Origin of the sequence: Taklimakanibacter lacteus (assembly GCA_003576695.1) — a bacterium.
Taxonomy (GTDB): Bacteria; Pseudomonadota; Alphaproteobacteria; order Rhizobiales; family Aestuariivirgaceae; genus Taklimakanibacter; species Taklimakanibacter lacteus.
The window spans coordinates 170331-196445 of sequence record QOZQ01000009.1 but is presented as its reverse complement, the minus strand read 5'-3'; the positions used below and the strand labels follow the sequence as shown (position 1 = coordinate 196445).

The window sequence follows — 26115 nt, the reverse complement described above, 5'->3', positions numbered from 1 at the left end:
GCAGCATACACGGTCAGGGTACGAAGTCGTTGGTGTAGAAAGCCGAGGCGGGCTTGTCGGTCTGAAGATCATTGTACTTCTTCATCAGGGCCAGCATGTCGTCCCAGTCGGCCGGCACGTTCATGCCGAGCTTCTTGTCCTTGTTGGCCTTGGAATAGAGCACGCTCAGCGTCACGTCGAGCACGGCTCGGGCCTGCGCCTTGCCCTGCTCCTCGGCCATGGAGCCGCCGACGATGTCGGCCATCGAGGCGACCGCCGCATCCGGATTGGCTTCCGTCTCCTTATAGGCCTTGACGGTCGCCGCCACGAAGCTCTTCACCAGATCGGGCTTGCTCTTCACCGTATCGATGTTGGCGACGATGCAATAGCCGACCTGGTTCACGCCAAAATCCGAATAGGGAAAGGTCACCGGCGTCGCCCCGCCATTGGCCTTGATCTCGGCCGGCTTGTCGTCGAGCCCACCCAGCATGGCAACGGCGCCGCCCGCCCCTTGCAGATAGCTCGACACCAGCGCGCCATCCGGCACATTGGTGATGGTGACATCGCCCTCCTTCAGGCCCGCCGCCTGCAGCACCAGCGGGAAGAAGGTGTTCACGCCGGCATTGGCGGTGGTGAGGATGGTCTTGCCCTTGAGATCGCCGATCGCCTTGACGCCGGCATCGGGGCGCACGATGACCGCTTCCGTGCCCATGGCATCGATCACCCCCACCGAAATGAGGGGCGCGCCCTTGGCGGCCAGATTGAGCATCGAGGCGCAGGAGCCGTAAGCGAAAGTACTGTCATTATTGGCGACGAGGCGATGCGCCGAGCCCGAGCCATTGCCAGAGCGGATATCGAGATCGATACCCGCATCCTTGTAATAGCCCTTGTCCTTGCCATAGGCGAAGCCCGCATGCGAGCCGTAATACATCCAGTTGAGGCGCAAGCGGACATCGTCCGCCGCTTTGGCGATGCCCATCGAGGCGATGAGCGTCGCAGCAAACATAGACGTCAGAATGACATGCTTCCTATTCATCGGTTTCCTCCGTGGCGCTTTATGTTTCAAACCGGCAGGCAGGCCGGACCTGCCGGTTCGTAGGTTTTGTAGGAAAGAGCGAATTCCTGATGCCCGAGAGATTCCGACTTGCTCGGATGCCCGGATGCGAGACTCACGACTTCGGCGATGATGCGCTCACCGACATCGTCGATGGTCTCGACGCCGTCGGCGATGGTGCCGCCATTGACGTCGATATCGTCGGCCAGCCGCTGATAGACGCGCGAATTGGAGACGCCCTTGATGACGGGCGCGACCGCCTGCCCCACCACTGAGCCGGCTCCCGTCGTGAAGACGATCATGTGGCAGCCGCTTGCCACCATCTCGGTGATGGTCTGGGTGTCGTTGATATTGGGGATGCCATGGCGTACCGGCCCGTCATTCACAGTATCCATCAGATAGAGACCGCCATGCGGCGGGCGGGTGCCGGGCTTGATCAGGCCGGCAATCGGCCGGGTGCCGCTCTTGGCATAGGCGCCGAGCGACTTCTCCTCGAGCGTCGAAAGACCATGCTTGATATTGCCGCCGCCGAAGCTGCCATGGCCCAGTTCGCGGTAATAGCGATCGGCCTTCTCGACCGCCGCCTTCAATTCGCGGCCGAGCTCGGGCGTCACCGCGCGCTGCTGCATGTGATCCTGACAACCGATGAGCTCGCAGGTCTCCTCGAACATGAGGGTGGCGCCAAGATCGCCCAGGCGATCGAAAGCGCGGCCGACCGCCGGGTTGATGGTGATGCCGCTCAGTCCGTCGGAGCCGCCGCATTTGGTGCCGATGACGAGATCGGAGAAATCCAGAGGCACCGTTTCGACGGCATGGGCGGCTGCAAGGGCCTGCGTTACCCAATGACGTCCTTCCCCGATCGCAGCGCGCGTCCCCCCGCATTCCTGGATGACGAGCAGCTTGGCTGCCCGTCCCGAAGCCTCGACGGCATCAAGCAAGGCGCTGCGGCGGAACTCCTCGCATCCGAGCGATACGAGGAGGACGGCGCCGACATTAGGATGCGTGCACATCGCCTCCATCACACGATGCGCATAGTCGCTCGGATAGCAGCCCGGAAAGCCGATGAGCTGCCCGCCCTCGGTCTGATGGGCTTGAGCGATCTGGCGCGCTACGTGATGGGCGCATTCCACCAGATAGGCGATGACGACGAAATTGCGGATGCCCTTGCGGCCATCGGCGCGCAAATAGCCCCGCATGCCCTGATGTGACGAAGTCCTACTCATAGTGGTCCTCATCATTGTTGAGATACTGGCTCTTAACATTGTGAATATGAACGAGATGCCCGCGGGGGATTGACGCGGTGGCGATACCCACGGCGACACCGAAGCGGATGATCTTCTCGGCCTCGGCAATATTGCGCAGCGCAACCTTGTGACCCTGGACGATGCGCTCGGCCGCCGGAAGCTGCAGACCATTGGCGCTCCTCGCCTGCTCGCCGGCCGCGATGTCGCGCAGGGCAACACCGACATTGTCACCTTCATCCAGAATGATCATGTTCACCAGCTGGGTCATGACATCATCTTGCGACCAGGCGCGGCACCTTCTTCTGCTTCATCATGCGGTAAGTTTCGTCGCGATAGCGCTCGCGCACATCGCGCGTCGGCGGGCGGCAGCGCGACGACGGCAGGCCGACAAGCTCCATGCAGAGCTTGTCGAGATAGCCGTCGCCGCTCGTATACTCCTTCTCGATCTTCACCCACAATTTGTAGAAGGGCATCGCCTCCTTGATCATCATGCGCGAGATCTCGGTATAGTTCCTGGCCTTCACCTCATCGACGAGCTTGATGCCCCATTCCGGCCAGTAATTGCACAGATGCACTTCGAAGGCTTTCGCGCCCAGTGCCGGCATCGCCGAATAGGGAAAGAACAGGTTGTTGTCGATGATGGTGAAGCGCTCGGAGAAATGCGAGGTGACATCCTCGAATTCCATCGCATCGGTGCGCGGGGTCGCCCATTTGAGGCCGACGATATTGGGAATGCGCGCCAGGCGCTCGATCATGGCGAAAGACATCCCGGTCGCCGTCCAGAAGGTATTATAGACGATGATGCCGAGATCAGGTGCGGCCTTTGCCGCGGCGGTGACGAATTCCTCGAAATCGCCTTCCGTGTGGGTGAAGTAGAATGGGCACGAGACCTGCATGAAGTCGAAGCCCATGGATTGCGCAGCTGTGGCGAGGCGCACGAGTTCCAGCGTCGAGGTCGACTGGCCGCCAAAAGCGAGCGGTACCCTGCCCTTCGCTTCATCGGCGACGGTCTCGGCGACGCGGATGCGCTCCTCGAAAGTCATGGTCGAAAAGTCGCCCGCGGCGCCGCCCGAAAGAAGCGTCGCATAGTCGGTATTGAGACCGCTCGACACGAGGAAGCGTACGTAGCTGCGCAAGGCCGCATGGTTTACGGGAAAGCCGTCACTATCCTCGAAGGGAGTCGGGATGGTCACATAGCAGCCCGCAAGCCGGGATTTCAGCAGTTCAGGATTCACTTAAGCTCTCCCGTTTGAGTTCGATGGCCTGGCCGCCAGCGGCGAAGAGATGAACCTCAGGCCAGTCGACGCCGATGGTCACAGGCATTGCATCAGGCTTCACCGGAACGGCGTCGCTCTGTCGAATGATGAGGCCGCCGGCCGGATGATCGGGCGCATGCAAATAGCTGTCGCCGCCCAGCCGTTCGACAAAATCGATCCGCGCCTGGAGACGGGGGCCCTGCCCGCCCTTCATGCGGAAATGCTCGGGCCGGATGCCGAGTGTCACCTGATCCGCCAGCCTCTCCGCCTTGCGCAGCTCGATGTCGACGGTTGCGGGCGACATGCCCTCCACCGCCAGGGTGACTTCGCGGCCAGATGTCCTGACCACCTTCGCCGCGAGGAAGCTCATCTTGGGCGAGCCCATGAAGCCCGCCACGAAACGGTTGCGCGGAGCCGCATAGATCTCGAGCGGCGTGCCGATCTGCTCGATGACGCCGGAGCGCAGCACCACGATCCTGTCGGCGAGCGTCATCGCCTCGGTCTGGTCATGCGTCACATAGATCATGGTGGCGCCGAGCTTGCGGTGCAGCTTGGCGAGCTCGAGACGCATCTGGACGCGCAATTCGGCATCGAGATTGGACAAGGGCTCGTCGAACAGGAATACTTGCGGGTCGCGCACGATGGCGCGGCCGATGGCGACGCGCTGGCGCTGGCCGCCCGACAGTTCCTTGGGTCTGCGCCCAAGCAATTCACCGAGTTGCAGGGTCTCGGCGGCGCGCTTCACCCGTGCCTCGCGCTCCTTCCTGGGCACACGTTCCATCAGCAGCGAGAAGCCCATATTCTCGGCCACCGTCATATGCGGATAGAGCGCATAATTCTGGAACACCATCGCCACGCCGCGTTTGGCGGGAGCCACCCCTTGCATCGGCTTGCCGCCGATCGACAGCGCGCCCGAGGTGATCGGCTCGAGCCCGCAGATCATGCGCAGCAGCGTTGACTTGCCGCAGCCGGAAGGCCCGACAAAGACGATGAACTCGCCATGCTCGACGCTGAGGTCGACACCCTGAATCACCGCGACATTGCCGAAAGACTTGGCGACGTTCTTGAGCTCAATAGCGGCCATCGATGACCTCCTTCTTGAGCAGGCTCGCCTGGATGCCGGTCACGCCACTCACATCCTGGGCATAATAGGCAATGAAGAGATCGCCATCCGGGCGCAGCGCCATGGTGGGATAGCCCAGATCGCGATTGGGGAGACCTGAGCGCACCATGATCGGACGATCGGCCGGCCAGGTCTCGCCTTCATCTTCCGATATATGGAGAGTGATTCCGAATGGCGGCGCGCGCCGACCGGTGACGCAGGCGATCCGCCCATCCGGCAGTTCGAGCAGATGCGCCGGATAATCGATGATGCCGGTCGCGCATGCCGCACTCCAGCTTCGCCCGCCATCATCCGAATGCACAAGATGCAGGATGCGGGTGAGGTTGTCGCGCAGCAGCATGATCAGGCGTCCGGAGCGCAGGAGCAATGGTGCCGGTTCCTCGAATTCATGGCCCTCACCGCCGGCCACCAGCTCAGCCTGCGACCAGCTCTCGCCGCTATCGAGCGAGCGGACGATGAACACATTGCGATACTGCGGCACGTCGCAGAGCGGCAGGATGACCTCGCCATCAGGCAGCTCGACACCGCCGCGCATGCCATAGCCGCCACTGAAAGGCGCCGTGTCGATCCTGACCGACCGGGCGAAGCTGCGCCCGCCGTCATCGGAAGTATGGATCCAGGTCTCGCCGCCCCCGCGCGCCCAGGGGAAACGTTCGGCGATGGTCTGAGACTCCGGTGCCCAGTCGGAAAGCTCGGCCGCCATCGCCTCGGGCCCCATCAGGTGCTCGGATGAGACATAGTCTTCAGGCTTCAGATGTGCGCGCGCGTGATCGAGCGGGTACCAGTCGAAACGCCACTGATTGAGCAGGATCTTGCCCGAGCGAAGTGCCGTCAGGCCTGCGCATTCGACACCCTGCCAGCGGAAGCCCGGTATAATCGACGGCGTCGTCCAGCTCCGCCCCTGATCCTCCGACCGCATCAGCATATTGCAGTAGAAGGGATCCTGCGGCGGATGGAGGACGATGTCGCGCCGCCGGCTCTGGGTGAAGACCATGAGCCAGTTGTCGGGCCGTGCCGCGATCAGATGTGGATGGGCGCAATAGGCGAAGGGATCGCGATGGAGCAGCCTGTGCGCCATCGCCTGATCCCCGCTGGTGTCGAGCACGTTCACCCTTTGCTCCTCAGACGCGGAACCGCGTGCAGCGGACATATTGCAGGGGCTTCGGATCGTCACTCCATTCATGGAAGGAGCACACGACCGTGCCGTCCTTCATCTGGGCCACGCTCGGATAGCCGATGTGCTGGTAGATGCCGGGATGGTTCCAGTCGACACCGCCACCGGCGATCTTGCCCGAAGCCGGGGTCATGCGGCTCGAACCCGGAGTCTCGGTCGCCGTGGCACCCGGTACGCCGCCTTCGCGAATGACGAATTCGTTCTTCCGATCCCAGGTGACTCCGTCCTCGGAAATGATGGCGCGCACGCCATAGGGCGGGCGGCGATAGCCATAGACCATGAGGTAGCGGCCGTCCTGCAGCGCGATCAGCTCGGGCGGATAGCCCCAGATATTCGTCCATTTGGGCGGCGTCCAGCTGAAGCCGTCATCTTCCGAGATGGTCATCACCATGTTCTTGGCGTCACCCGACGGATTGACATGGGTGCGCATGAAGCAGACGAGGCGCCCATCCTTCAGGCGCAACAGGCCCGGCTCCTCATAGTCGATGATGTTGGCCGGATCATAGGCCAGCGTCGAATAATATTCCCAGTTCTCGCCACCATCGTCGGAGCGCATCAGGGCCGAGCGCGTGCTTTCGCCCTCGCCTTCCTCCTCATAGCCATGGATGCGGCCATAGAGTCCCATCAGCAGCGAGCCGTTGGGCAAGAGCCATGAGCCGAGGCGGCAGCCGCCATGCTTCAGGGGGCGGACATTGACCGGGATCGGATCGGTCCAGCTCTTGCCGCCATCCTTCGACTTGACGACAAAGGTGCCGAGCCAGGCTTGCGTCTTGTAAGCCCAGGTCCAGTCGCCCCACTCCCTCGTATGGGGATGGGTGCTCCACGAGGGTTGCTCCGGCTTGACTCCGCGCTTGAAGAAGCCGGTGATCGTCATGTTGACGAGGAGCGTGCCGTCATCAAGCTCGCATATGCCGCAATCCCAGTTGCCCTGCGTCGCCGTCCACGGCAGCACGACGGTCGGCTCGCTCCAGCTCTTGCCACCATCCGTCGAGCGCGTCAGCAGTGTCTGGCCACTGTCATGATGATAAGGAAAGCGCTCCTCGTTGAAGACGGCAACGAGATCGCCATTCTTCAGCACACGGGTCGCGATCTGGTTTACGCAATGCTCCTTGTGCTTGAAGATCGTATAGTGCTCGACATTCTTGATAGGACTCATTCTGCTTTCCTCATAAGGCATGATCGAAACTCTCCTGTCAGAGCCGGATTCCGACATTCTTGATGCTGAGATAATTGCGGATTCCGGGCAGGCCGCGTTCACGGCCGATACCGCTGTCCTTGATTCCCCCGGTCGGCGCCTGGACCCCGCCAATGAACCAGCCATTGATCCAGACCGAGCCTGCTTCGAGATCGCGCGCGAGCTTGAAAGCACGCGAGATGTCCCGGCTGTAGACGCCGGAGACCAGGCCGTAGCCAAGTCCATTGGCAAGCTCGACCGCCTCTTCCACCTTGTCGAAGACCTGCGCCACCGCGACGGGCCCGAATATCTCTTCGCGCGCCAGGGCACTGCCGGCATCGACATGATCGATGATGGTGGGCTCGATGAAATAGCCGCGCGCCAATGCGGCTGGCCGGCCGCCGCCGTGCCTCATCCGGGCGCCCGCGGCGCGGCCACTGGCGAGATAGGACTGCACCTTGTCATACTGCTCTTTCGAGACCAGCGGCCCGAGATCGAGATTGTCGAGGCCCGGTCCGACGCCGAGCTTCCTCGCATTCTCCGCGAGCCGTTCAAGGAACTCCTCGGCGATGTTGTGCTGCAGCAGCAGTCGCGATGACGATGAACACACCTGGCCGCTATTGCCGAAGGCGCCATCGATGGCATCAAAGGCGGCACGCTCCAGATCGGCATCATCGAGCACGATCATCGGATTCTTGCCGCCGAGCTCCAGCACCGCCGGCTTCAGGCCTTGCGCGGCATTCATATAGATCTTGCGGCCGGTGGCGACCGAGCCGGTAAAGGTGATGCCGCGCACCTTGGGATGGGCGACAAGCGCCGCCCCCGCCTCCTCGCCATAGCCTGCCACGACATTGACGACGCCCTTCGGGAAGCCGACCTTGTGACACAATTCGGCGAAAGCGAGCGCCGTCAGCGGCGATTGCTCCGCCGGCTTGACGACGGCCGTGCAGCCGGCGGCCAGAGCGGGCGCCACCGAGCGCGCCACCATGCCGAGCGGATAATTCCAGGGCACGATATGGGCGGTGACGCCGACGGGCTCCAGCATCGTGAAGTCGATGAAGCTCGGACCCAGAGGAATGGTCGTGCCTTCCATCTTGTCGGCAGCACCCGCATTGTAGCGGATAGTGGCGCATACCCCCCTGACATCGCCGAGTGACTCCTTAACCGGCTTGCCGACATCGAGCGTCTCCATGAGTGCGAAGCGCTCGGCATCGGCCTCGAGCGCATCGGCAAGCTTGAACATCAATCTCCCGCGCTCAGCCGGCGTGATCTGGCGCCAATCACCGCGCTGGGCCCCGTGTGCGGCCTCGACAGCAAGGTCGATGTCGGCAGCGCGACCACGCGCGACGGAGGTGAGCGTCTCCTCGGTGCTGGGATCGACCGTCGCGAAGGTCTCGCGCGCCGCCGCATGGCGATAGGCGCCGTAGATGAAATGCGCGTCGGGAAGCGGGCCTTTGAGATCGGCGCGGCTGTAGCGTCTGTCGCTCATTGCTTGATGCTGCCTTGTGAGATGCCCTGGATGAAATAACGCTGCAGGAAGCAGAACAGCAGCAGGCTCGGTATGCTGAGGATGGTGACCGCCGCCATGGCGACGCTATAGCCCTCGATCTGGGTGCGGGTGCCGACCACCGGGGTGAAGGCGGCGACCCCCACCGGCAGGGTCTTCATGCTCTCATCGAAGGTGACGAGAAGCGGCCACAGGAAGCTGTTCCAGTTCAAGGTGAAGATGATGACCGAGGCCGCAATGGCAGGTGCGCGCGCCAGGGGCAAAGCGATGCGGAAGAAGAGATTGAACGGACCGGCGCCGTCCATCTTGGCCGCGTCTTCGAGTTCGGCCGGGAAGGTCAGGAAGAACTGGCGGAAGATATAGACGCTGAACACATTGCCGATCGCCGGCAGGATCAGTGCCTGATAGGAGCTGGCCCAGCCGACCTTCACGAAAGCCAGCAGCAGCGGGATCACCGATACCTCGACCGGGATCATCAGGGAGGCGAGGAAGATGACGAACAGCAGATTGCGGCCGGGGAAATGCATGCGCGCCAGCGCGTAGCCCGCCATGGCGCCGAACAGCACGCAGAAGAAAGTCGCCAAAGTCGCCTGGATCAGGCTGTTGATGCCCCAGCGCACGACCGGATATTCGAAGACCTTGATGTAGTTGTCGAAGGTTACCCGGCTCGGCAGCCATTCGATGTCCTGCGTCATCACGTCGGCCGGGAACTTGAACGAGGTCGAAACCATCCAGACGAAAGGCAAGGCCCACAGGGTCGCGACCGCGAGGCCCACCGGCCAGATCAGGAGGTCGAGCCGGTTGAGACGGCGTTCCTCCAATTCGCGTTCGAGCCATTGCGGCATCACACGCGCTCCTTGAGCAGGAAGCGCTGCGCGAAAGTGATGGCGAGGATCAGCGCGAAAAGCAGGATGGCGATGGCGGAGGCATAGCCGAACAGATTCCGAACGATCGCCATGCTGTAGATGTAGTGGATCGGTGAAGACGAGGAACTCGCCGGGCCGCCATTGGTCATGACATAGACCTGGCTGAAGATGCGCAAGGTGGAGATCAGCTGCAAGGTGACGACCATGCTGATCACCGGGCGCAGATGCGGCAGGATCACGTAACGGAAACGCTGCCAGCGATTGGCGCCATCGACGATGGCCGCATCGTTGATCTCGCCGGGAATGTCCTGCAGCGCCGCCAGGAACAGCACGAAGGCAAGGCCCAGGTCCCACCACACAGACGCGATGCTGACCCCTACCAGCGACCAGCGGGTCGAGGTCAGCCATGGTATATTGTCGATGCCGAAGAAGGACAGATAGTGATTGACAAGGCCGAACTGGGTGTCGAGCAGCCACACCCAGACAAGGCCGATCACCGTGGCGGAGACGACAGTCGGCGCGAAGAACAGCGTGCGCGCGAGCCCCGACAGAGGATAGCGCTTGTTGACGAAGAGCGCGAAGAGCAGTCCCAGCACCGTCACGCAGGGCACGATGATGAGGCCATAGAGCAGGATATTCTTGAAGGCGACGGCCACCCACTGGTCGTTGAAGGCGCGGGTGAAGTTCCTGAGGCCTTCCCATTTCGGCGAGCCGACGATGCTCCAGCGCGTGAAGGCGACATAGAAGCCGAACAGCACCGGCATGATGTTGAACAGGAAGAACGGAATGGCGAAGAACGCGACAAGGACATAACCGGCCTTGTCGATCTCGCGCGGTGTTCGACCGCGTGCGTCATCCACGCTATGGGCGGCAGCGCTCATGCCTGTTCCGTTCACTTCCCCTGGTTTGCAGGAAAGGGCGCCTTGGACTTAGCCCACGGCGCCCGCCATCATCACTCAGCCCTCATCGAGATCGGCCTGCCACTGGGTCTGGATCTGGGTCATGGCGGCATCGATCGAGGTCTGGCCCGACCACACACCTTCCAGAGTCTTGGCAAGGAAATTGCCGCCGGAATAGATGGTGAAGTTGGGTCCGTTGACGACGGGGATCTCGCCGACCGAGGCAAAGTCCATGCCGTCGACGAAGGCGCCGCGCACATCCCAGCTATTCCCGGTCGTCTTGTAGTCCGGCCGCTCGAGGATCGATTTGCGCGGGGATGCGCCACGGCCCACGGTCGTCCATAGGAAGCTGTTGTCGGACAGCCATTTGACCGCCTGCATCGTCGCCTCATAACGACCCGTGTCGGATTGCTGATAGAGCTCGAGGCCCCCACCCTCGAAATAGGTGACATGCTTGTCGCCGATCTTGGGGAAGAGAGCCGTCTTGAAGGGAAGCTTCTGGCCGACATAGCCATTGAGCGTCCACGGTCCCGTCCAGAAGATCGAGCCCTGCCCCGTGCCGAAGGCCTTGTAGCGATCGGTGACGTCGCGGGTCGAGACCTTGTGCTTGTCGAAGAGATCGAGCACCCATTGCATCGCCTGCTTGCCGGCCTCGGGATTGACGCAGGCCGTCTTCAAATCATCGCTGGCGCGCTTGAAGCCCATCTGCTCGGCGACGATGCCCCAGGTCACGGTGGGCTGGACGCCAGATCCCGTCATCATGATGCCGGAGCGCGTGACCTTGTCGCCGTCGCGCTTGGTCATTGCCTTGGCCCATTCAAGCAGCGTCGCGCCATCGGCAGGCGGATTCGCCGCATCGAGACCCGCTTCCTTCACATGATCGAGATTGATCTCGGGCTGCAGGCTCATGAGATCCATCGGGATCATGAACATCTTGTTGTCGTATTTGGGGTAGCGCGAGGCTGCGATCGAGGACGCGCTGAAGTCGGCGATGTCGAGGCCTGCTTTCGCCACCAGGTCATCGAGCGGGATCACCACCTCATCGCGCGCCAGCTGCGCGCCCTTGCCGGCCGTGCCCCAGCCGAAGTCGGGCGCCTTGCCGGTCGCGACCGCCGCCAGTACCTTGGTGACATATTGCTCCTCGGGCACCACCTCCATCTTGATCTGGACGCCCTTGTCCTTATGCGCTTCGTTGAAGTCGGCAATCATCCTGGCCCAGATCTCGCCATCGGACGCGGCCAGCCAGCTCCAATGGACAATCTCGATCGGGTTGCCGGCACTGGCACGGCGCGTGGCAAGTCGCGGTGCGGCCAGAAGGGCCGCGGCGGCGCCGGCGGTTTTCAGAAGCCCGCGCCGGTTCAGGGCCGATGTTCCATTCAGTGTGGTTCTCACAGACATGCAAACCTCCCAAGGGCACGCACCAAACCGCATGCCTCGCTTTGTTATCGAGCCATTTTCCTGAGCTTTTTGACCGGTTTAGCCGCGTGGCGGCGGGCCGGCCCAGGTTTGAGTTTTTGACAGAAGGCTGAATTTCAGCTGATACTCAGCGTCAGAAACTTTGCACTGAACGACAGCCCCATGATTGACCCACGCCGAAGCGCACTTCCCGAGACGCGGCCGCGCTTCGCCTTCATTCTGCAGCCGGAATTTCCGCTCAACGCCTTCATCCTGGCGACAGAGGCGCTGCGCATTGCCAACCAGAACAGCGGCCAGGACCTTTTCGACTGGCTGTTCGTCTCCGAAACCGGCCAGCCGGTGCGCGCCAGCAACGGCATGCGCATCGAGGTGCACAATGATCTCGCCACCCTGCCGCACTGCGATTACCTGATCCTGCTCGAAGGCAACCTGCCGACCCAGAACACCTCGCCACAGCTCCTGTCGGCGCTGCGCGCCGCCTATCGGCACGGATCGACGGTCATCGGCGTCGACACCGGCGCCTTCGCGCTCGCCATGGCGGGCCTCACCGGCGAACGCAAGCTCGTCATCCATTGGGAAGCGATGCCCGCTTATCTCGAGCATTTCCCCGAAGCTTCGATCGAGAACCGGCTCTATCTTCTCGACCGGCAGCTCGGCTTCTGCGCCGGCGGTGTCGGCATGCTCGATCTGATGCTCGATCTCATCGGACGCCTGCGAGGTGCGGCGCTGGCGCGTGAAGTCGCCAATGCGCTCATCCACACGCCGCGCAATGCCACCCAGGCGCAGCGTGTCGAAGGAACGACAATCAATGCCGAACCGTCGCTCTCGCGCCAGCTCGTCGCCCTCATGGAACGGCATCTTGATTTTCCCTTGAGCCCGCGCCGCTTGGCGGAAGAGCTCGGCATCTCGGTCCGGACGCTCGAGCGCTATTGCGGGCGCGAATTCGGCCAGACGCCGACACAACTCTATCTGCTGATCCGGCTCCAGGCGGCGCGCAACCTGCTCTTTTATGAGGAAGGCGACATCAAGGACATCGCGGTCGCCTGCGGCTTCTCCTATCCGGCGGTTTTTACCCGCGCCTTCAAGGCGCAGTTCGGACAGTCGCCGCGCGCCTTCCGGAACTCCTTCCGCGACATCCAGGGCCGACTGGTGCGCCCCGAGATCGCCCGCCTGTCGGCGGCGAACAAACGAAATTGAGTACTATTGCCGGATCGGCCGTGGTTGCCGCGATCCCGGCATTCCTCGCTTGTCGCGCGCCGCCGGCCTCGGCCTTGCGGGCCTAGCCCAGCTTCACGCTGATGCCGGCAAGCAGGCGCGAGGCCATGCCGCCCGATTGCGGCACGCGCGCCGGATCGAAAGGCTCAGGAACAGTGTGGCCAAGGACGGTCGCGATGGTCCCCGCTTCATGCGGAAGGCTCGACTGCATTTCGGCGAAGACCTTCTCCGTGCGCGTCGCCGCAATGCCGAGCGCCACGGCAAGGCCGAGGACGATCTGAAGAAACTTGCGGGACTGAAGGCGAAGCATGACACGGGTCCTCAAGGCGAGATGTGATGATCGCCGGAGGATGCGCCTTGGCGGCTGTATGAAGCCTGAGAGAGGCATTTAGCTGGCGTTCAGACTGATTGTCCCCTGCTCGACTCGCCCTCCGAAATCGCCTGATTTCCCATAACACCCTGTAATTGCTTGATTTATTCCAGTCCAAAAGGGTCTCGGGTCTGATGACTCCGGTGGGAAACCGCCTGTCTCATCTTGACTTTGGCCAAGAGGCGTATTTTCCTGTGGGAAAATAAATTTGCCCCGCAAGCAACGAATCATGGAAGTCTTTCCGAGGGGGCAAAATGCAGACTTCCGGAGGGGACCGAAGATGGGCGACAATCTGAGCGCAGTCACGACTGTGTTCACCGAGTTTTACTACTGGGTGACAGTCGTCATCATGTTTCTCATACATGTCGGCTTCTGCATGTATGAAGTCGGCGCGTCGCGCCGGCGCAATCATCTCCACACGCTGATGAAGAACACGATGGCAATCCCGCTTGTCACCGTCACCTTCTTCTTTTTCGGCTGGTACATCTACTTTGCCTTTCCCAACGGACCAGGCTTCACCGGCGGGCTCACTGCGGCGCCGCAGGCGGTTCCCTGGAGTCCGCTCATGGGGACACATCTTTCGGGACCGACGCCTGACGGCGGCATCGATGCCGCAACTGCCGCCCTGTGGCATCGCCTGAACGGCGTGTTCTGGGCCGCCTTCCTGCTCTTCTCGATCACGACGGCATCGATTGTGTCGGGCTCGATCATCGAGCGCGTGCGCTCAGGTGCCTTCTGGATCATAGCGGTGCTGGTGGGCTCGGTCCTGTGGATCATCGATGCGGCATGGGGCTGGCATTTTGGCGGCTGGATGGTGAAGCTGCTCGGTTATCATGACGCCTATGCCTCCGGCGTCGTTCATGCGATCGCCGGCGGAGCCGCACTGGCAACGCTCATCGTGCTTGGACCGCGGATCGGAAAGTTCCGAGCCGATGGAACGGCGCGCGATATTCCGCCGCACAATCCGTGGCTCGTCACGATCGGCCTGTTCCTGATCTATACGGGCTTCTGGGGCTTCTATGCCGCCTGCAACATTCCCGTCATAAGCCCCGCAGCCATTGCGGGCCAGATAACCGGCGAGACGTGGACGGCGACCAACATCTATCTGGCGCCAACCACGCTGTCGGCGATCACATTCAACTTCCTGATGTCGTTGTCGGGCGGCCTGATGGCGGGCTACATCATCTCAAAAGGAAATGCCTTCTGGACCTATTCGTGCGGATTATGCGGTGTCATCGGCGCCTCGGCTGGTAACGACCTCTATCATCCGATCCAGGCCATGCTGATCGGCGCCATCGTGCCGGTCATCTGCTACAAGCTCCACTACTGGGTCGAGAACCGCTTCAAGGTCGACGATGCGGTGGGTGCGGTGGCGGTACATGGCTATGGCGGCTTCCTTGGCGTCGTGGTCGCGGGCTTCATGCTGTGGGGACAACCCTCCTCGCCATATGAAGGCTATGCCGCCATCACGCCATGGGGCAACTTCATCGGTGCCGTGATCATGTTCGCGCTGGGCTTCATCCCGATCTACATCGTGGCCAAGATCCTCAACGGCATGAATCTGTTGCGGGTACCGGCCAAGGTCGAGCTCGAAGGCCTCGATTTCAGCAACAACCAGGCTTACGAAGCCGCCATTCGTGAAGTCGCGGCGGCCGAGAGGGCCATGGTCAAGTAATCACGAAGGGAACAACGTCATGTCAACCAATGGAATGACCAGCTGGGCGGTCGATCTCAAGGATGTCGGCGCCATCTACCCCTTCCAGGGATCGGAAGTTCTCCTGGTGATCCTCGGCCTCGCATTCTGGATCGGATGGCACATCCTGCAAATGCGCAACGAAGCCGCCGAGATCTCCAGCGAACTCAATTCCGATCCACGCGGGGAAGACACGAAGAAAGCGATCGATCGCTACTGACCGGTCGCGACGTGCCCGTCCCCACTGGCACGCAGTGTGGCCCGTCCACGCCATAAGGCCGGCCTTTTTTCTTTGCGGGTTCCGGCTCGGTGCACACCGGCAAGAGTCGGCACAGCAGGCGGAGCGACTGTTCCGGCGCGTGATCGGGAAAAGCGAGTACCGGCTTTCCGTCCGATCACACGCTGACCCCAAGACTTCGATCACGTCTATCAGGTCGGGTCGTAGCAACCTGACCTGATTGCGATTTAGGCTGTGTCGCTGATGACGCTGTCGCCGGCAAGAGAAGGCCAGCCGCGCCACAAATGCGGATAAGCATTCACATAGGGAGCCAGGCGCTGAACGAAGTCGCTGGTGGCTTGAAGAAGGGCTGTGTCGCGATCGGTGGCGCTCATCGACAGAGGTTTGCCAATAGTCACGACGAAATTGGGTGCCCTCGGCGACGGCAGCGCAAATACCGGCAGGATCGGGCATCGCATCTTGAAGGCGAGAGCCGGAGCACCTGCCGCCAGCGCAAGCCGCCCGCGCAGAAATGGGCAATAGACGAGCTTGCGTCCCTCATAGGCGCAGGCCAGAATTGAGATGAGGCCGTTCTCGGCCAGACACTGTTCCAGTCGGTGACGCGCTTTCTGGGGATCGTTTCGATCGAAGACGATGCGTTCGCGCAGATAAGGCATCTCGACCCTCGCATGAATGGGGTTGAGATATCGGAGGCCGAAGCGAGTGGAAGACAGGCCATGCTCCGGGCGGATCATGTGCGTAAGAGGATGTCCCACTGAATGGAATGCCTGGCGGGTAATTTCGCTGGCGAACACGAAATCGGCGATCCAGATTACGGCACCTCGACCGTGGGCGAGCGCTTCCGCAACATTCTCCTGTCCTTCCACGGTCGCTTTGTAAGCGGGCCTGCCGCCGAGCTGCTTCAGAAAGAAGACGAGAGAGGTCAGCCGCTGTTCGAGTTGCCGGTCGCGAAGGGTTACAGCCTCGTCCCGGGACATCCCACCAAGCTTAACAAAGGTATCGAGCTTCGCCTCCTGCCGAAAGCCGGGAGGAAGAAACCGGGTGAGATTGCTCGCCAACGCGCCAAGCTGCTTGTCGGAGAGGATCGAAGCAATCGGCGTCCCGACAGCGAGCGCGCCCAAGGCCAATAGGTCAGCCATGTCGATCAATGAGCGCGGACGATCAGGCAGGGTGCGCGTCACTATGCACGCATCGCCGCCGCCGGCGCCCGGGGTCGACCATTGCGCTGTATCCAACGGATGTTGTTCGATATTCGTCACCAACCTACATCCCTTAACCATTTCGGCACAGTCTGCGTCCCGGCGGACCATTAACAGCGTTGTGCGCATCTATTCTGCAAGCGGAATGCCAAAGTGACCGTTCACACCTCGGTTACCTGTCATGGCCTTGCAGTGGTTAGGAAATCCTCAACAAGCAGGCCCCGCCGGTGGCGTACCGGACGGGGCCTTCTTGCTCGTGCTTTCGCACCAAGGTCTTTGTCGGCAAAGACCTTCGTCGGCACGACTCGATCAAGAGGTTCTGGCGGCACATAGGGCTGTTGATCGCGTCGCGCGGCCACCGATCCCTCCCTGGATCGGCGCGGCGTCTTTGGGCAGCTTATTGACGTTGGGGAACTCCGCCCCCGGGGCGCACGGCGGTCAAATCACGAAATAGGTCAGCTTCACTTAGCCTTTTGTCCGTCTACGGAGAGATCGGGATTTGCCTGAAGCTGCTCGAGGGGAACGCTGGCGCCCTCTCGCATCAAGATGAAGCACGGCGCCTTCTGCGCCGCTTCATTGCGGTTGCAGCTGTCGAGCGCCTCTTTCTCGGCCTCCTCGGCGGTGGCGCCTTCCCAAGAGCGTGCCCAGGGTCCTTTGAGGCTGATGGCGAAAGCCTTGTGCTCGGCCTTCTCGATATAGCCTTCCCGGGCGCGCCAGGCATCCACGTCGAGAACCAGATCGGGAACCTTCATCGGCTTCTCGAACAGGCCGGGATCGACGCGGAGCATCTGTACCATTTGCATGGCATTGGACAGGCGCGCACCGTTGAGGTCGATAAGAATGCAGCGTTTGGTCGCCTCCGATACCCCTTCATCGCAGGCCTTGAGCGCCTCGCGCGCCGCAATGGTCGCGCTGGTGAAGCCGGTCTGCGCGGAAAACTGGCCTTCCGGCCCAGCGGCGAAGGCCTTCTCGGTCTTCGCCACGGCATATTCCTCGAGCGCCTTGAGCTGTGCGTCGTTAAGCGGGAAGGCCGGCGGCTCGAAGGCCTGGGCCTGGCAAAAGGTCAGGACTGTCAGACAGATAGACAGCATTATCGGGCGGTAGGGCATGCGCGTGGTCATAGGTTGCTGTGGTCGTTGGGAGGCAAATTCGCCGCTGATTTCGACCTTAGCAAGGCACGGTGGAACGATACAGTTTGTACGTGCCCAAAACCAAAGAATCAGGCATACTGGACCTATTGGTAAAGTTAATCTGGTGTCTGTAACCTCCCTGGCGTACAAACCTTGGGCAGCCTTGCGAGACTGCCCATTTTTCTGTCCCGGCGGCCGTTAATTTGCCGCAGCCCCGCGTCATTTGACTTTTGCGAGATTCTCCCTATTTTTCAGGCACATTTCGTGCATCCGACTTTGTGGCGAGTCCGACCGGATGCTTTTGACACACAATCAACAATAATCTCGCCAGATCGGTTTTTTGATTTTCCATGCAGTTTTCAGAATTGGGTCTAAGCCCTAAGGTCCTCGGCGCCGTCGAGAAAGCGGGCTTCGTCACCCCGACCCCCATCCAGGCCGGCGCCATACCGCCCGCACTTGCCCGTAAGGACGTGCTGGGCCTCGCCCAGACAGGCTCCGGCAAGACCGCCGCCTTCGTGCTGCCGATGCTGTCGCTGCTCGAAACCGGACGCGCCCGGGCCCGCATCCCGCGCACGCTCATTCTCGAGCCGACGCGCGAGCTCGCCGCCCAGGTCCAGGAAGCCTTCGAGCGTATCGGCCAGGCGCATCGCCTCAACGTCGCCCTTCTCATCGGCGGTGTTTCCTTCGACGACCAGGCGGCCAAGATCGACCGCGGCGCCGATGTCGTCATCGCCACGCCGGGCCGCCTGCTCGATCATTTCGAGCGCGGCAGGCTGCTCCTGACCGGCGTCGAGATGCTGGTGATCGATGAGGCCGACCGCATGCTCGACATGGGCTTCATCCCCGACATCGAGCGCATCTGCAAGCTCCTGCCCTTCACGCGCCAGACCCTGTTCTTCTCGGCGACGATGCCGCCGGAGATCCAGCGCATCACCAATCAGTTCCTGCACGCGCCGGTCAGGGTGGAAGTCTCGCCGCCGTCGAGCACGGCCGCGACGATCGAGCAGAAGCTGGTCAAGGCGCCGAGCGATGCCAAGCTGAAGCGCGAGGCGCTGCGCCGCCTGCTCAAATCGCAGACGAATGTGAAGAACGCCATCGTCTTCGCCAACCGCAAGACGACGGTCGGTGTCCTCGAAGCCTCCCTCAAGCGCCACGGCTTCAATGCCGCGGCCCTCCATGGCGATATGGACCAGCGGGCCCGCTTGCGCACCCTCGACTCCTTCCGTGCCGGCGAGATCACCTTCCTCATCGCCTCCGATGTGGCGGCACGCGGCCTCGACATTCCGGAAGTGAGCCATGTGTTCAACTACGACGTGCCGATCCACGCGGAAGACTATGTCCACCGCGTCGGACGCACGGGCCGAGCCGGTCGCGAAGGTCACGCCTTCATGCTGGCGACGAACGCCGAGAGCAAATATGTCAAGGCGATCGAGCAGCTGATCCGCAAGACCATCGCCGTGGACGGAAGCCCGGCTCCCGCCGAGACCGAAACCTCTGGCGATGAGGCGGAACAGCCGCGCCGACGCCGTGGCAAGCCGGCCGGTGGTGAACGCCACAAGCCCGCCGCGGCCGCCAGGCCGCCGCGGGAGGAGAGGCAACCCCGCGAAGAGAAGCAGCTGCGCGACGACAAGCCGCCGCGTGAGGAGAGACAGCCCCGCGCGGAGAAGCCGCACGGCGGCGCGCAGCAGCGCCGCGAGAAGCCCGCGCGCGATCGCAGGCCCTCGCCGTCCGGCGATGTCCCCGATTCCGACGGCTTCCATTCCGGCAACATGCCGGCCTTCCTGTCACGTCCGGTGCGCAGCGCCTGATCACGCGCTATGGCGTCGGATCGGAAAGCGCTGGCGGTTTCCGGATAATCCGATACGCAAACAAAAGTATAGAGCGCCGAGGCGATCCCAGTTGAACGCTCGGCGCTCTAATGCGGCAGCCAGTTCTTCAACCGGCGCTGCAAGGCGAGCTTGGCATGAAAGGGCATGAACGCCACCAAAGCGGCGGCCGCGAGGCCCTTCAGGCACTCGATTTCCCCATGCCGCACTTCACGCATGAGCACGCGCGCTTTGCTGAGAAGCTGCCGGCGCCGGTTCCGGGCTGACACCTGGTTGGGCGATACCCTATAGTTCAGCAGAAAATCGGGAAGATTGGCCATCCCCACCTTGCGCATGCAGCGCCACGTCCAGTCGAAATCCTCAGCATGCAAATAGCGCGGATCGTAGAGACCGACTTTCTCGAAAGTCGGCGCCCGGATGATGAGGGTCGGATGCGAGAAGCCGACCGACCAATGCATCCGTCGCCGGATGTCCGGCTGTTCAAGCGGGAAACGGCGCTCGTCCAGATCCTCCGGCACATGTCTGAATCTCTTGGTCTGCGATCCCGCGACATCGATCTGTGGATGAGCGTTCATGAAATCGATCTGCCTGTCGACCCGTTGCGACCGAGCAAGATCATCACCATCCATGCGGATGATATACTGGTATTTGCGCTCAAGCGCCCATTCGATTCCACGATTGAGCGTCGCGATCAGCCCTCTATTCGGTTCATGGCGAAGTATGTGAATCCGCTTCAGGTAAGGTTCGAGCGCCGAACTGCCTTTGACAACGCTCTCGGCCGGCAAGCGGCTGCCGTCATCGACAATGAGCACGTCGAAGTCGTGCTTGGCCGGGAACAGCGAGAGCACCGCGTCCGCCAAGGTCGCTTCCGCATTGTAGGCGGGGATGAGGACAACCGCTTCCGCCGCCATCAATCGAACTCCGCCGTGAGCCGGGCCGTCTTGCCAGCCAGATGATCACGCAAGCGGCGCCAGCGCAGCGATGATACGATAGCGCTCGTCAGAGCCACCGCCAGAGAAGCGCCGATCAAGCCGAAAGCCCAGGTCCCGAGCGCAACGGCCACAAGCGCGAAAGGCACGGTCAGCAAAGCGGTCTTCGCCAACTCGCGCTCGCCGTGAGCGGCATAGACGGCATACCACAGATAGTCGGCGACAGATCCGGAGACGGCGACGAGCATCGCGCAGAAGGTCAGCGGATAGTACAGGCTGGCCTCGATCGTCGTCTTCAACACCAGTTCGGCCAAGGGCTTCAGCGCAAAGAGCGGCGCCATGATGATGACCGGCAGGACGAGGGTGCGCTTGAGGCCAACACGAACGATATGGTCGAATTCGGCCCAAGCCTGGTTCGCCGAAGCCTTCATCATCTGCGGCAGGTCGGTCTGGCCGAATGTGGCGTTACAGATCATCACCGTCATATTGGCGCCCAACGCGAAGAAATTATAGATGCCGGCGAGATAAAAGCCGGCGAAGAGCGGCACCACGATCCGATCGCAATACACCCGTGCCACATCGACGATCTGGTTGAGGTAGATGTTTCGCGATGAGGCTACGGCGACGGCATAGCGGCGCTTGAGCGCCTCCCATCTCACCCGCGCCTGCGGTGCCCGACGGAAATCCCCGGTAACCACGGTGAGCGCAATGGCTGTCGACACGATATTGGTGACGATCCAGCAGGCGATGACGATGGCGAGGTTGATCCTGTTCTGGAAGAACAGAAATCCCGCCACCACGGCAAGGCTTGGTCCGGTGACGCTCAGAACATAGGCGATATTGGCGCGGATAATGCTCGACCGCGCAATCGATAGCGAATAGGCGGCCGCCCTGATGACTTCAATGCCGGCGACCATGGCTACGAGCAGGCCGGTCAGGCCATCCACATCGGGATAGATCCGGATCCAGATGGCGGAGATGACCATGACCGCGACGCAGCCGGTCATCGTATGAAGGGCCAGAACACGGAATGAGGGTGCGTGCGTGGTGGTGGCGAGGCGTCTGATCACGTGCTGGGACACGCCGAGACCGATGAGCATCGGCAAGGTCGCCACCAGGGCCGAGAACGTCCCGAACTGCCCAAGGGCGGCAGGTCCCAGAACGAACGGCAAGCCTAGAACGACAGCTAGCCGCATCAGCACATAGATGCCGCGCGCGGCCAATACGAAGACGTAGGTCGCGAATTTGGCGGGAAGCCGGATGCGAAACATGCCCATCACAGATGTCGCGGGTCGGAAAGTCCTGCCAGCTCTTGACCGACAAAAGCTAATTTTCCAACAATCTGTCCGACTATGGTTTTCGTCGGCGGTTGCGGGGCTTCGCCGCCGTGACGAGTTTTTGGGCGCGTAAAGCCGCCCCGAACGCTTTCCTGGCCCATTGCGCCATCTCCTCCGGGTCGTCGAGACAGGCTTCGGGCGCGCGCCAGTAGGACATGATCACCCTCTTCTGGCCCTTCGCCGCATAGGTGAAAGGCGGCAGGCTCAGCGCCTCGAACTCGCCCTGCGAGGCAGCATCGGCCTTGAAATAGAGCGTGTCCCGGGCGATCAGCGCGAACATCAGGCCGTCGCGATAGACGCCGGCGCCGCTGAACATCCGGCGCAGCGTCACCGGGCCGAAACCGGCCAATTGCTCCTTGATGAAATCGAGATACTGGGCGCTCGTCGCCATGCCGCTACTGGGCGGCCGGGACGGCCTGGGCGGGCTTGAGCATCACCGATTCACCGCAGCCGCAGGCGGCGGTCTGGTTCGGATTGTTGAAGACAAAGCCCGATTTCAGCATCGATTCCCTGTAGTCCATCTCGGTGCCGAGCAGGAACATGATCGCCTTGGGATCGATGAATACCGTGACGTCCCTGTCCTCCACGACCTCGTCATATGGGCGCTTATGCTCTGCCCATTCCATCGTGTATTCCATGCCGGCGCAGCCGCCGTTCTTGACGCCAAGGCGCAGGCCGAGGACCGGCTTTTTCGCCTTGCTCATGATCGCCTTCACGCGCTCGGCCGCGGCTTCGGTCAGCGTCATCACCTTGGGGCGGGGTCTGGTCATCGTCATGCTTCTTCTTACCACATATTGAGTGCGACGCGCGCCTCATCCGACATGCGGGAATGGTCCCATGGCGGATCGAAGACCAAATTGACCTTCACCCCCGAAACACCCGGAACCGCGCCCACTGCATTCTCGACCCAGCCCGGCATGTCGCCGGCGACCGGGCAGCCGGGGGCGGTCAGGGTCATGTCGATCTTGACCTGCCGGTCATCCTCGATGTCGACCTTGTAGACCAAGCCCAACTCGTAAATATCGACAGGGATTTCAGGATCATAGACGGTCTTGAGGGCGGCCGTGATGTCGTCCGTCAGGCGCGCGATCTCATCCGGCGGGATGGCGGAGGCCGGGGGAACTTGGGCTGCCGTTTGGGCAGCGCTATGGTCCTGGACGTCGGTCACAGAAAGATCCTCTGGGCAGAGATAAGCGCTTCCGCCAGTTTATCAACTTCGGCCCTTGTGTTGTACATGCCGAAGGACGCCCGGCAGGTGGCCGTCACGCCGAAGCGGGCGAGCAGCGGCTGGGTGCAATGGGTCCCTGCCCTGACCGCGACGCCGGCGCGGTCGATCACCGTCGAGATGTCATGGGCATGCGCCCCTTCCATGTTGAAGGAGACGATCGCCCCCTTCTCGCGGGCGCGGCCGAATATCCTCAGCGAATTGATCTCGGAGAGTCGCGCCATCGCATAGTTGCGCAAGTCCGCCTCATGCGCCGCGATCGCTTCGAGGCCGATGCCCTTCATGTAGTCGAGGGCGGCGCCAAGGCCGATGGCCTCGACAATGGCCGGCGTCCCCGCTTCGAAGCGGTGCGGCGGCTCAGCATAGGTGATCGTGTCGAGCGACACCTCGCCGATCATCTCGCCACCGCCCTGATAGGGCGGCATGCGCTTAAGATGCTCCATCTTGCCATAGAGCACGCCGATGCCCGAAGGCCCATAGGTCTTGTGGCCGGTGAAGGCATAGAAGTCGGCGTCGAGGTCCTGGACGTCGATGGGCAGATGCACCGCCGCCTGGCTGCCATCGACCAGCACCGGAATGCCCCTGGCATGGGCGAGGCGGATGACCTCCTTGATCGGGACAATGGTGCCGAGCGCATTCGACATCTGGGTGATGGCGACGATCCTGGTGCGGGGATTGAGGAGCTTCTCGAACTCCTCCAACAGGAAATTGCCGTCGTCATCGATCGGCGCCCATCTGATCACCGCGCCACGGCGCTCGCGATGGAAGTGCCAGGGCACGATATTGGAGTGGTGCTCGAGGATCGACAGCACGATCTCGTCGCCCTCGCCCAATACCATGCCGCCGAAGGACTGCGCCACCAGGTTGATCGCCTCGGTGGCATTGCGGGTGAAGATGATCTGGTCCTTGGACGGCGCGTTGAGGAAGCGCCGCACACTTTCGCGCGCGTCCTCGAAGGCCTGGGTCGAGGTATTGGAGAGATAGTGCAGGCCGCGATGGACATTGGCGTAGTCCTCGGACATCGCCTGCATCATGCGGTCGAGCACCGCCTTGGGTTTCTGGGCGGAGGCCGCATTATCGAGATAGACGAGCGGCTTGCCATAGACCTCGCGCGACAGGATCGGGAAGTCGCGGCGGATGGCCTCGACATCGAAAGCGGGGCGGATCTTTGCTTGCGCCGTCACCGGACCGTTTCCTTGTGATCGACGAGCCAGGTCTCGGCGAAGCGGGTCAATTGCTCGCGCACGTCGTCATGGCTGATCGTGTCGAAGGCCTCGCCGACGAAGGCGGCAATCAGCATCGATTTGGCCTCGGGCTCCGGAATGCCGCGCGAGCGCAGATAGAAGAGATGATTGTGGTCGATATCGCCGCTGGTGGCGCCATGGCCGCAGACCACGTCATCGGCATAGATCTCGAGCTCGGGCTTGGCGTCGAATTCAGCCGTCTCCGACAGCAGGAGCCCGTGCGAGGACTGCTTGCCGTCGGTCTTCTGGGCGTCGCGCTGGACGATCACCTTGCCCTGGAAAATTCCGCGTGCTTTCTCGTCCATCACGCATTTGAAGATCTCTCGGCTCGTGCATTTCGGCACCTGGTGGTCGATGACCAGACGGGTATCGGCATGCTGCTTGCCGGACAGAAGATAGGAGCCGGCAATCTTGGCATCCGCCTTCTCGCCGGCGAAATTGACCGTGGCGTTCTGGCGGTTGACGCGGGCGCCGGAGGTCAGCGTGAAATCGCGCAGAACCGCATCGCGGCCGAGCGTGATCCGGGCATGCGCCAGATGGATGGCGTCGCGCGATTCGATCTCGAGCTTGACGCGGTCGAGCTTCGCCCCGGCTCCCAGAGCGACGTCGATCACGCTGTTGGTCAGATAATCGCCCTCACCCAGATGGATCTCGAGCACGGTCGCCGAGGCGCCATCGGCAATGGTGATCCGGTGGCGCGTGGCGATGGTGCGCGCCTCGGCGTCGGTCGCGACATGGACGATCTCGACCGGCGCGTCGATGTTGGAGGTGATCTCGATATGCACACCTTCGCCGGCGAAAGCCCTGTTCATCTCGAGCACCGGCTCGTCCGTATTGTCGAGCGGCGCCAGCTGCTGGGTCACCTTGACGGCGCCGCCGGCCGGCAATGCCGATGCCGCCTTGTCGAAGAGGCCATTGACGAAGACGATGCGGGCATGGGCGATCATCGCCAGGGGATCGCGCTTCAGCAGCCGCTCGACGTCCCTGGGCAGCGCCGTGACGGCGATGCGCGGCGGATAAGGCCGGTCGATCAGGGTCCTGAGATTGGTCCATTTCCAGTCTTCGAGACGCGGATGCGGCAGCAGCATGCCGTCATAGGCAAGCTCCGCCGGCGTCTTGTTCACGGCGACATTCATGCGGCTTCCCTGGTGAACTCGGCATAGCCCTTGGCTTCGAGTTCGAGCGCCAGCTCCTTGCCGCCCGACTTGACGATGCGGCCCTGCGAGAGGACATGCACGAAATCGGGCACGATATAATCGAGCAACCGCTGGTAATGGGTGATGACGACCATGGCGCGCTCGGGCGAGCGCAGCGCGTTCACGCCGTCGGCGACGACGCGCAGCGCGTCGATGTCGAGGCCGGAATCGGTCTCGTCCAGGATGCAGAGCGAGGGCTCCAGCACCGCCATCTGCAGGATCTCGGCGCGCTTCTTCTCGCCGCCCGAGAAGCCGACATTGACGGCGCGTTTCAGCATGTCCTGCGAGATGCCGAGCCTGGCGGCGCGCTCCTTGACGATCCGCATGAATTCGGGCGTCGTCAGCTCCTTCTCGCCACGCGCCTTGCGCTGCGAATTGAGCGCCACTTTGAGGAATTGCATGGTGGCGACGCCCGGTATCTCGATCGGATACTGGAAGGCCAGGAACAGGCCCTTGGCGGCGCGCTGGTCCGGCGCCATGTCGAGCAGGTCCTCGCCCTTGAACCTGGCTTCACCGCCGGTGACCTCATAGCCTTCGCGGCCGGCGAGCACATAGGACAACGTCGACTTGCCGGAGCCGTTCGGCCCCATGATGGCATGCACCTCGCCCGCCTTCACCTTGAGGGTGAGGCCGTTCAGTATGGTGCGGTCTTCGTCCGCCAGTTTGACATAGAGATCTTTAACTTCGAGCATCACACATTTCCAAATCTAGAACACGTATTTTAGCGCGGCGTACACGATGGCAGCGCCGATACCAGCTATCAGTGCGAATTTAAGCGCCGTTTCCGGATGCGTCTTGCGTAGTTGCCTGAACAAAACGTA

Annotated in this window: 26 protein-coding genes; 4 read left to right on the top strand and 22 right to left on the bottom strand. The window is 62.1% G+C overall.

What is annotated here, in order from left to right; translation table 11 throughout:
- Positions 1 to 13 precede the first annotated feature (13 nt).
- From DT068_RS19100 to DT068_RS19050, 11 genes are all read right to left on the bottom strand, one after another.
- Positions 14 to 1015 carry an ABC transporter substrate-binding protein gene (locus tag DT068_RS19100; RefSeq protein WP_119391476.1) on the bottom strand — a complete coding sequence of 334 codons (1002 nt, stop codon included), beginning with the start codon at positions 1013 to 1015 and terminating at the stop codon, positions 14 to 16.
- 26 nt (positions 1016 to 1041) lie between these two features.
- A complete protein-coding gene (locus DT068_RS19095) occupies positions 1042 to 2256 on the bottom strand; it encodes a UxaA family hydrolase (RefSeq protein WP_368904826.1) in 1215 nt (404 codons plus the stop codon).
- The gene (locus tag DT068_RS19090) at positions 2249 to 2545 is read right to left on the bottom strand and encodes a UxaA family hydrolase (protein WP_119391474.1); all 297 of its coding nucleotides are present in this window, start codon (positions 2543 to 2545) and stop codon (positions 2249 to 2251) included. Before DT068_RS19090 ends, DT068_RS19095 begins: the two co-directional genes overlap by 8 nt.
- 4 nt (positions 2546 to 2549) lie before the next feature.
- Complete coding sequence (locus tag DT068_RS19085) at positions 2550 to 3512, bottom strand: dihydrodipicolinate synthase family protein (protein ID WP_119391473.1); 963 nt, start codon at positions 3510 to 3512, stop codon at positions 2550 to 2552.
- A complete protein-coding gene (locus DT068_RS19080) occupies positions 3502 to 4617 on the bottom strand; it encodes an ABC transporter ATP-binding protein (protein ID WP_119391472.1) in 1116 nt (371 codons plus the stop codon). Before DT068_RS19080 ends, DT068_RS19085 begins: the two co-directional genes overlap by 11 nt.
- Positions 4604 to 5767, bottom strand: a complete 1164-nt coding sequence (locus DT068_RS19075; RefSeq protein ID WP_162914308.1) for an exo-alpha-sialidase — start codon at positions 5765 to 5767, stop codon at positions 4604 to 4606. Before DT068_RS19075 ends, DT068_RS19080 begins: the two co-directional genes overlap by 14 nt.
- 10 nt (positions 5768 to 5777) lie before the next feature.
- Complete coding sequence (locus tag DT068_RS19070; RefSeq protein ID WP_162914307.1) at positions 5778 to 6986, bottom strand: sialidase family protein; 1209 nt, start codon at positions 6984 to 6986, stop codon at positions 5778 to 5780.
- A 37-nt stretch (positions 6987 to 7023) separates the two neighbouring features.
- A complete protein-coding gene (locus DT068_RS19065; RefSeq protein WP_119391469.1) occupies positions 7024 to 8493 on the bottom strand; it encodes an aldehyde dehydrogenase family protein in 1470 nt (489 codons plus the stop codon).
- Positions 8490 to 9356 (bottom strand): carbohydrate ABC transporter permease, encoded by an 867-nt coding sequence (locus tag DT068_RS19060; protein WP_119391468.1) that lies wholly within the window; start codon positions 9354 to 9356, stop codon positions 8490 to 8492. The genes DT068_RS19065 and DT068_RS19060 overlap by 4 nt, the downstream gene beginning before the upstream one ends.
- Positions 9356 to 10258 (bottom strand): carbohydrate ABC transporter permease, encoded by a 903-nt coding sequence (locus tag DT068_RS19055; RefSeq protein WP_119391467.1) that lies wholly within the window; start codon positions 10256 to 10258, stop codon positions 9356 to 9358. The genes DT068_RS19060 and DT068_RS19055 overlap by 1 nt, the downstream gene beginning before the upstream one ends.
- A 75-nt stretch (positions 10259 to 10333) precedes the next feature.
- Positions 10334 to 11674, bottom strand: coding sequence for an extracellular solute-binding protein (locus tag DT068_RS19050; protein WP_162914306.1), 1341 nt, complete (start codon positions 11672 to 11674; stop codon positions 10334 to 10336).
- Between the two features lie 180 nt (positions 11675 to 11854).
- Between DT068_RS19050 and DT068_RS19045 the strand changes: the two genes are divergently transcribed.
- On the top strand, positions 11855 to 12889 hold the full coding sequence (locus DT068_RS19045; RefSeq protein ID WP_119391465.1) for a GlxA family transcriptional regulator: 1035 nt from the start codon (positions 11855 to 11857) through the stop codon (positions 12887 to 12889).
- An 82-nt stretch (positions 12890 to 12971) separates the two neighbouring features.
- Here the strand turns inward: DT068_RS19045 and DT068_RS19040 are convergent, their stop codons facing one another.
- Positions 12972 to 13217 carry a hypothetical protein gene (locus DT068_RS19040; protein WP_119391464.1) on the bottom strand — a complete coding sequence of 82 codons (246 nt, stop codon included), beginning with the start codon at positions 13215 to 13217 and terminating at the stop codon, positions 12972 to 12974.
- 340 nt (positions 13218 to 13557) lie between these two features.
- Here DT068_RS19040 and DT068_RS19035 point away from each other — a divergent pair, with 340 nt between their 5' ends.
- Positions 13558 to 14952 carry an ammonium transporter gene (locus DT068_RS19035; protein ID WP_119391463.1) on the top strand — a complete coding sequence of 465 codons (1395 nt, stop codon included), beginning with the start codon at positions 13558 to 13560 and terminating at the stop codon, positions 14950 to 14952.
- Between the two features lie 19 nt (positions 14953 to 14971).
- Positions 14972 to 15190 carry a hypothetical protein gene (locus DT068_RS19030; protein WP_119391462.1) on the top strand — a complete coding sequence of 73 codons (219 nt, stop codon included), beginning with the start codon at positions 14972 to 14974 and terminating at the stop codon, positions 15188 to 15190.
- A 245-nt stretch (positions 15191 to 15435) separates the two neighbouring features.
- Here the strand turns inward: DT068_RS19030 and DT068_RS28100 are convergent, their stop codons facing one another.
- On the bottom strand, positions 15436 to 16467 hold the full coding sequence (locus DT068_RS28100) for a lysophospholipid acyltransferase family protein (RefSeq protein ID WP_162914305.1): 1032 nt from the start codon (positions 16465 to 16467) through the stop codon (positions 15436 to 15438).
- 401 nt (positions 16468 to 16868) lie between these two features.
- Entirely contained in the window at positions 16869 to 17498 is a 630-nt protein-coding gene (locus tag DT068_RS19015) for a hypothetical protein (RefSeq protein ID WP_368904825.1), read from the bottom strand.
- 389 nt (positions 17499 to 17887) lie between these two features.
- Here DT068_RS19015 and DT068_RS19010 point away from each other — a divergent pair, with 389 nt between their 5' ends.
- Positions 17888 to 19345: a DEAD/DEAH box helicase gene (locus tag DT068_RS19010; RefSeq protein WP_119391458.1), complete on the top strand. Its 1458-nt coding sequence runs from the start codon at positions 17888 to 17890 to the stop codon at positions 19343 to 19345.
- Between the two features lie 107 nt (positions 19346 to 19452).
- On the opposite strand, the gene DT068_RS19005 is transcribed toward DT068_RS19010, so the two are convergent.
- From DT068_RS19005 to sufC, 8 genes are all read right to left on the bottom strand, one after another.
- Entirely contained in the window at positions 19453 to 20274 is an 822-nt protein-coding gene (locus DT068_RS19005) for a glycosyltransferase family 2 protein (RefSeq protein WP_119391457.1), read from the bottom strand.
- Complete coding sequence (locus DT068_RS19000) at positions 20274 to 21563, bottom strand: lipopolysaccharide biosynthesis protein (protein ID WP_162914304.1); 1290 nt, start codon at positions 21561 to 21563, stop codon at positions 20274 to 20276. Before DT068_RS19000 ends, DT068_RS19005 begins: the two co-directional genes overlap by 1 nt.
- Before the next feature lie 79 nt (positions 21564 to 21642).
- On the bottom strand, positions 21643 to 22020 hold the full coding sequence (locus DT068_RS18995) for a TfoX/Sxy family protein (RefSeq protein ID WP_119391455.1): 378 nt from the start codon (positions 22018 to 22020) through the stop codon (positions 21643 to 21645).
- A 4-nt stretch (positions 22021 to 22024) separates the two neighbouring features.
- Entirely contained in the window at positions 22025 to 22399 is a 375-nt protein-coding gene (locus DT068_RS18990) for a HesB/IscA family protein (RefSeq protein WP_119391605.1), read from the bottom strand.
- Between the two features lie 14 nt (positions 22400 to 22413).
- A complete protein-coding gene (locus DT068_RS18985) occupies positions 22414 to 22797 on the bottom strand; it encodes an SUF system Fe-S cluster assembly protein (RefSeq protein WP_119391454.1) in 384 nt (127 codons plus the stop codon).
- Positions 22794 to 24038, bottom strand: coding sequence for a cysteine desulfurase (locus DT068_RS18980; protein ID WP_119391453.1), 1245 nt, complete (start codon positions 24036 to 24038; stop codon positions 22794 to 22796). The genes DT068_RS18985 and DT068_RS18980 overlap by 4 nt, the downstream gene beginning before the upstream one ends.
- A complete protein-coding gene (sufD, locus tag DT068_RS18975; RefSeq protein ID WP_119391452.1) occupies positions 24035 to 25234 on the bottom strand; it encodes a Fe-S cluster assembly protein SufD in 1200 nt (399 codons plus the stop codon). The genes DT068_RS18980 and sufD overlap by 4 nt, the downstream gene beginning before the upstream one ends.
- Entirely contained in the window at positions 25231 to 25986 is a 756-nt protein-coding gene (sufC, locus tag DT068_RS18970) for a Fe-S cluster assembly ATPase SufC (RefSeq protein WP_119391451.1), read from the bottom strand. The genes sufD and sufC overlap by 4 nt, the downstream gene beginning before the upstream one ends.
- Positions 25987 to 26115 lie beyond the last annotated feature (129 nt).

Bases quoted from the DNA above. Each gene is read 5' to 3' on its own strand.
- DT068_RS19100 (WP_119391476.1), bottom strand. From the start codon at position 1,015: ATGAATAGGAAGCATGTCATTCTGACGTCTATGTTTGCTGCGACGCTC.
- DT068_RS19095 (WP_368904826.1), bottom strand. From the start codon at position 2,256: ATGAGTAGGACTTCGTCACATCAGGGCATGCGGGGCTATTTGCGCGCC.
- DT068_RS19090 (WP_119391474.1), bottom strand. From the start codon at position 2,545: ATGACCCAGCTGGTGAACATGATCATTCTGGATGAAGGTGACAATGTC.
- DT068_RS19080 (WP_119391472.1), bottom strand. From the start codon at position 4,617: ATGGCCGCTATTGAGCTCAAGAACGTCGCCAAGTCTTTCGGCAATGTC.
- DT068_RS19070 (WP_162914307.1), bottom strand. From the start codon at position 6,986: ATGAGTCCTATCAAGAATGTCGAGCACTATACGATCTTCAAGCACAAG.
- DT068_RS19065 (WP_119391469.1), bottom strand. From the start codon at position 8,493: ATGAGCGACAGACGCTACAGCCGCGCCGATCTCAAAGGCCCGCTTCCC.
- DT068_RS19060 (WP_119391468.1), bottom strand. From the start codon at position 9,356: ATGCCGCAATGGCTCGAACGCGAATTGGAGGAACGCCGTCTCAACCGG.
- DT068_RS19055 (WP_119391467.1), bottom strand. From the start codon at position 10,258: ATGAGCGCTGCCGCCCATAGCGTGGATGACGCACGCGGTCGAACACCG.
- DT068_RS19050 (WP_162914306.1), bottom strand. From the start codon at position 11,674: ATGTCTGTGAGAACCACACTGAATGGAACATCGGCCCTGAACCGGCGC.
- DT068_RS19045 (WP_119391465.1), top strand. From the start codon at position 11,855: ATGATTGACCCACGCCGAAGCGCACTTCCCGAGACGCGGCCGCGCTTC.
- DT068_RS19040 (WP_119391464.1), bottom strand. From the start codon at position 13,217: ATGCTTCGCCTTCAGTCCCGCAAGTTTCTTCAGATCGTCCTCGGCCTT.
- DT068_RS19035 (WP_119391463.1), top strand. From the start codon at position 13,558: ATGGGCGACAATCTGAGCGCAGTCACGACTGTGTTCACCGAGTTTTAC.
- DT068_RS19030 (WP_119391462.1), top strand. From the start codon at position 14,972: ATGTCAACCAATGGAATGACCAGCTGGGCGGTCGATCTCAAGGATGTC.
- DT068_RS19015 (WP_368904825.1), bottom strand. From the start codon at position 17,498: ATGCTGTCTATCTGTCTGACAGTCCTGACCTTTTGCCAGGCCCAGGCC.
- DT068_RS19010 (WP_119391458.1), top strand. From the start codon at position 17,888: ATGCAGTTTTCAGAATTGGGTCTAAGCCCTAAGGTCCTCGGCGCCGTC.
- DT068_RS19005 (WP_119391457.1), bottom strand. From the start codon at position 20,274: ATGGCGGCGGAAGCGGTTGTCCTCATCCCCGCCTACAATGCGGAAGCG.
- DT068_RS19000 (WP_162914304.1), bottom strand. From the start codon at position 21,563: ATGTTTCGCATCCGGCTTCCCGCCAAATTCGCGACCTACGTCTTCGTA.
- DT068_RS18995 (WP_119391455.1), bottom strand. From the start codon at position 22,020: ATGGCGACGAGCGCCCAGTATCTCGATTTCATCAAGGAGCAATTGGCC.
- DT068_RS18990 (WP_119391605.1), bottom strand. From the start codon at position 22,399: ATGACCAGACCCCGCCCCAAGGTGATGACGCTGACCGAAGCCGCGGCC.
- sufD (WP_119391452.1), bottom strand. From the start codon at position 25,234: ATGAATGTCGCCGTGAACAAGACGCCGGCGGAGCTTGCCTATGACGGC.
- sufC (WP_119391451.1), bottom strand. From the start codon at position 25,986: ATGCTCGAAGTTAAAGATCTCTATGTCAAACTGGCGGACGAAGACCGC.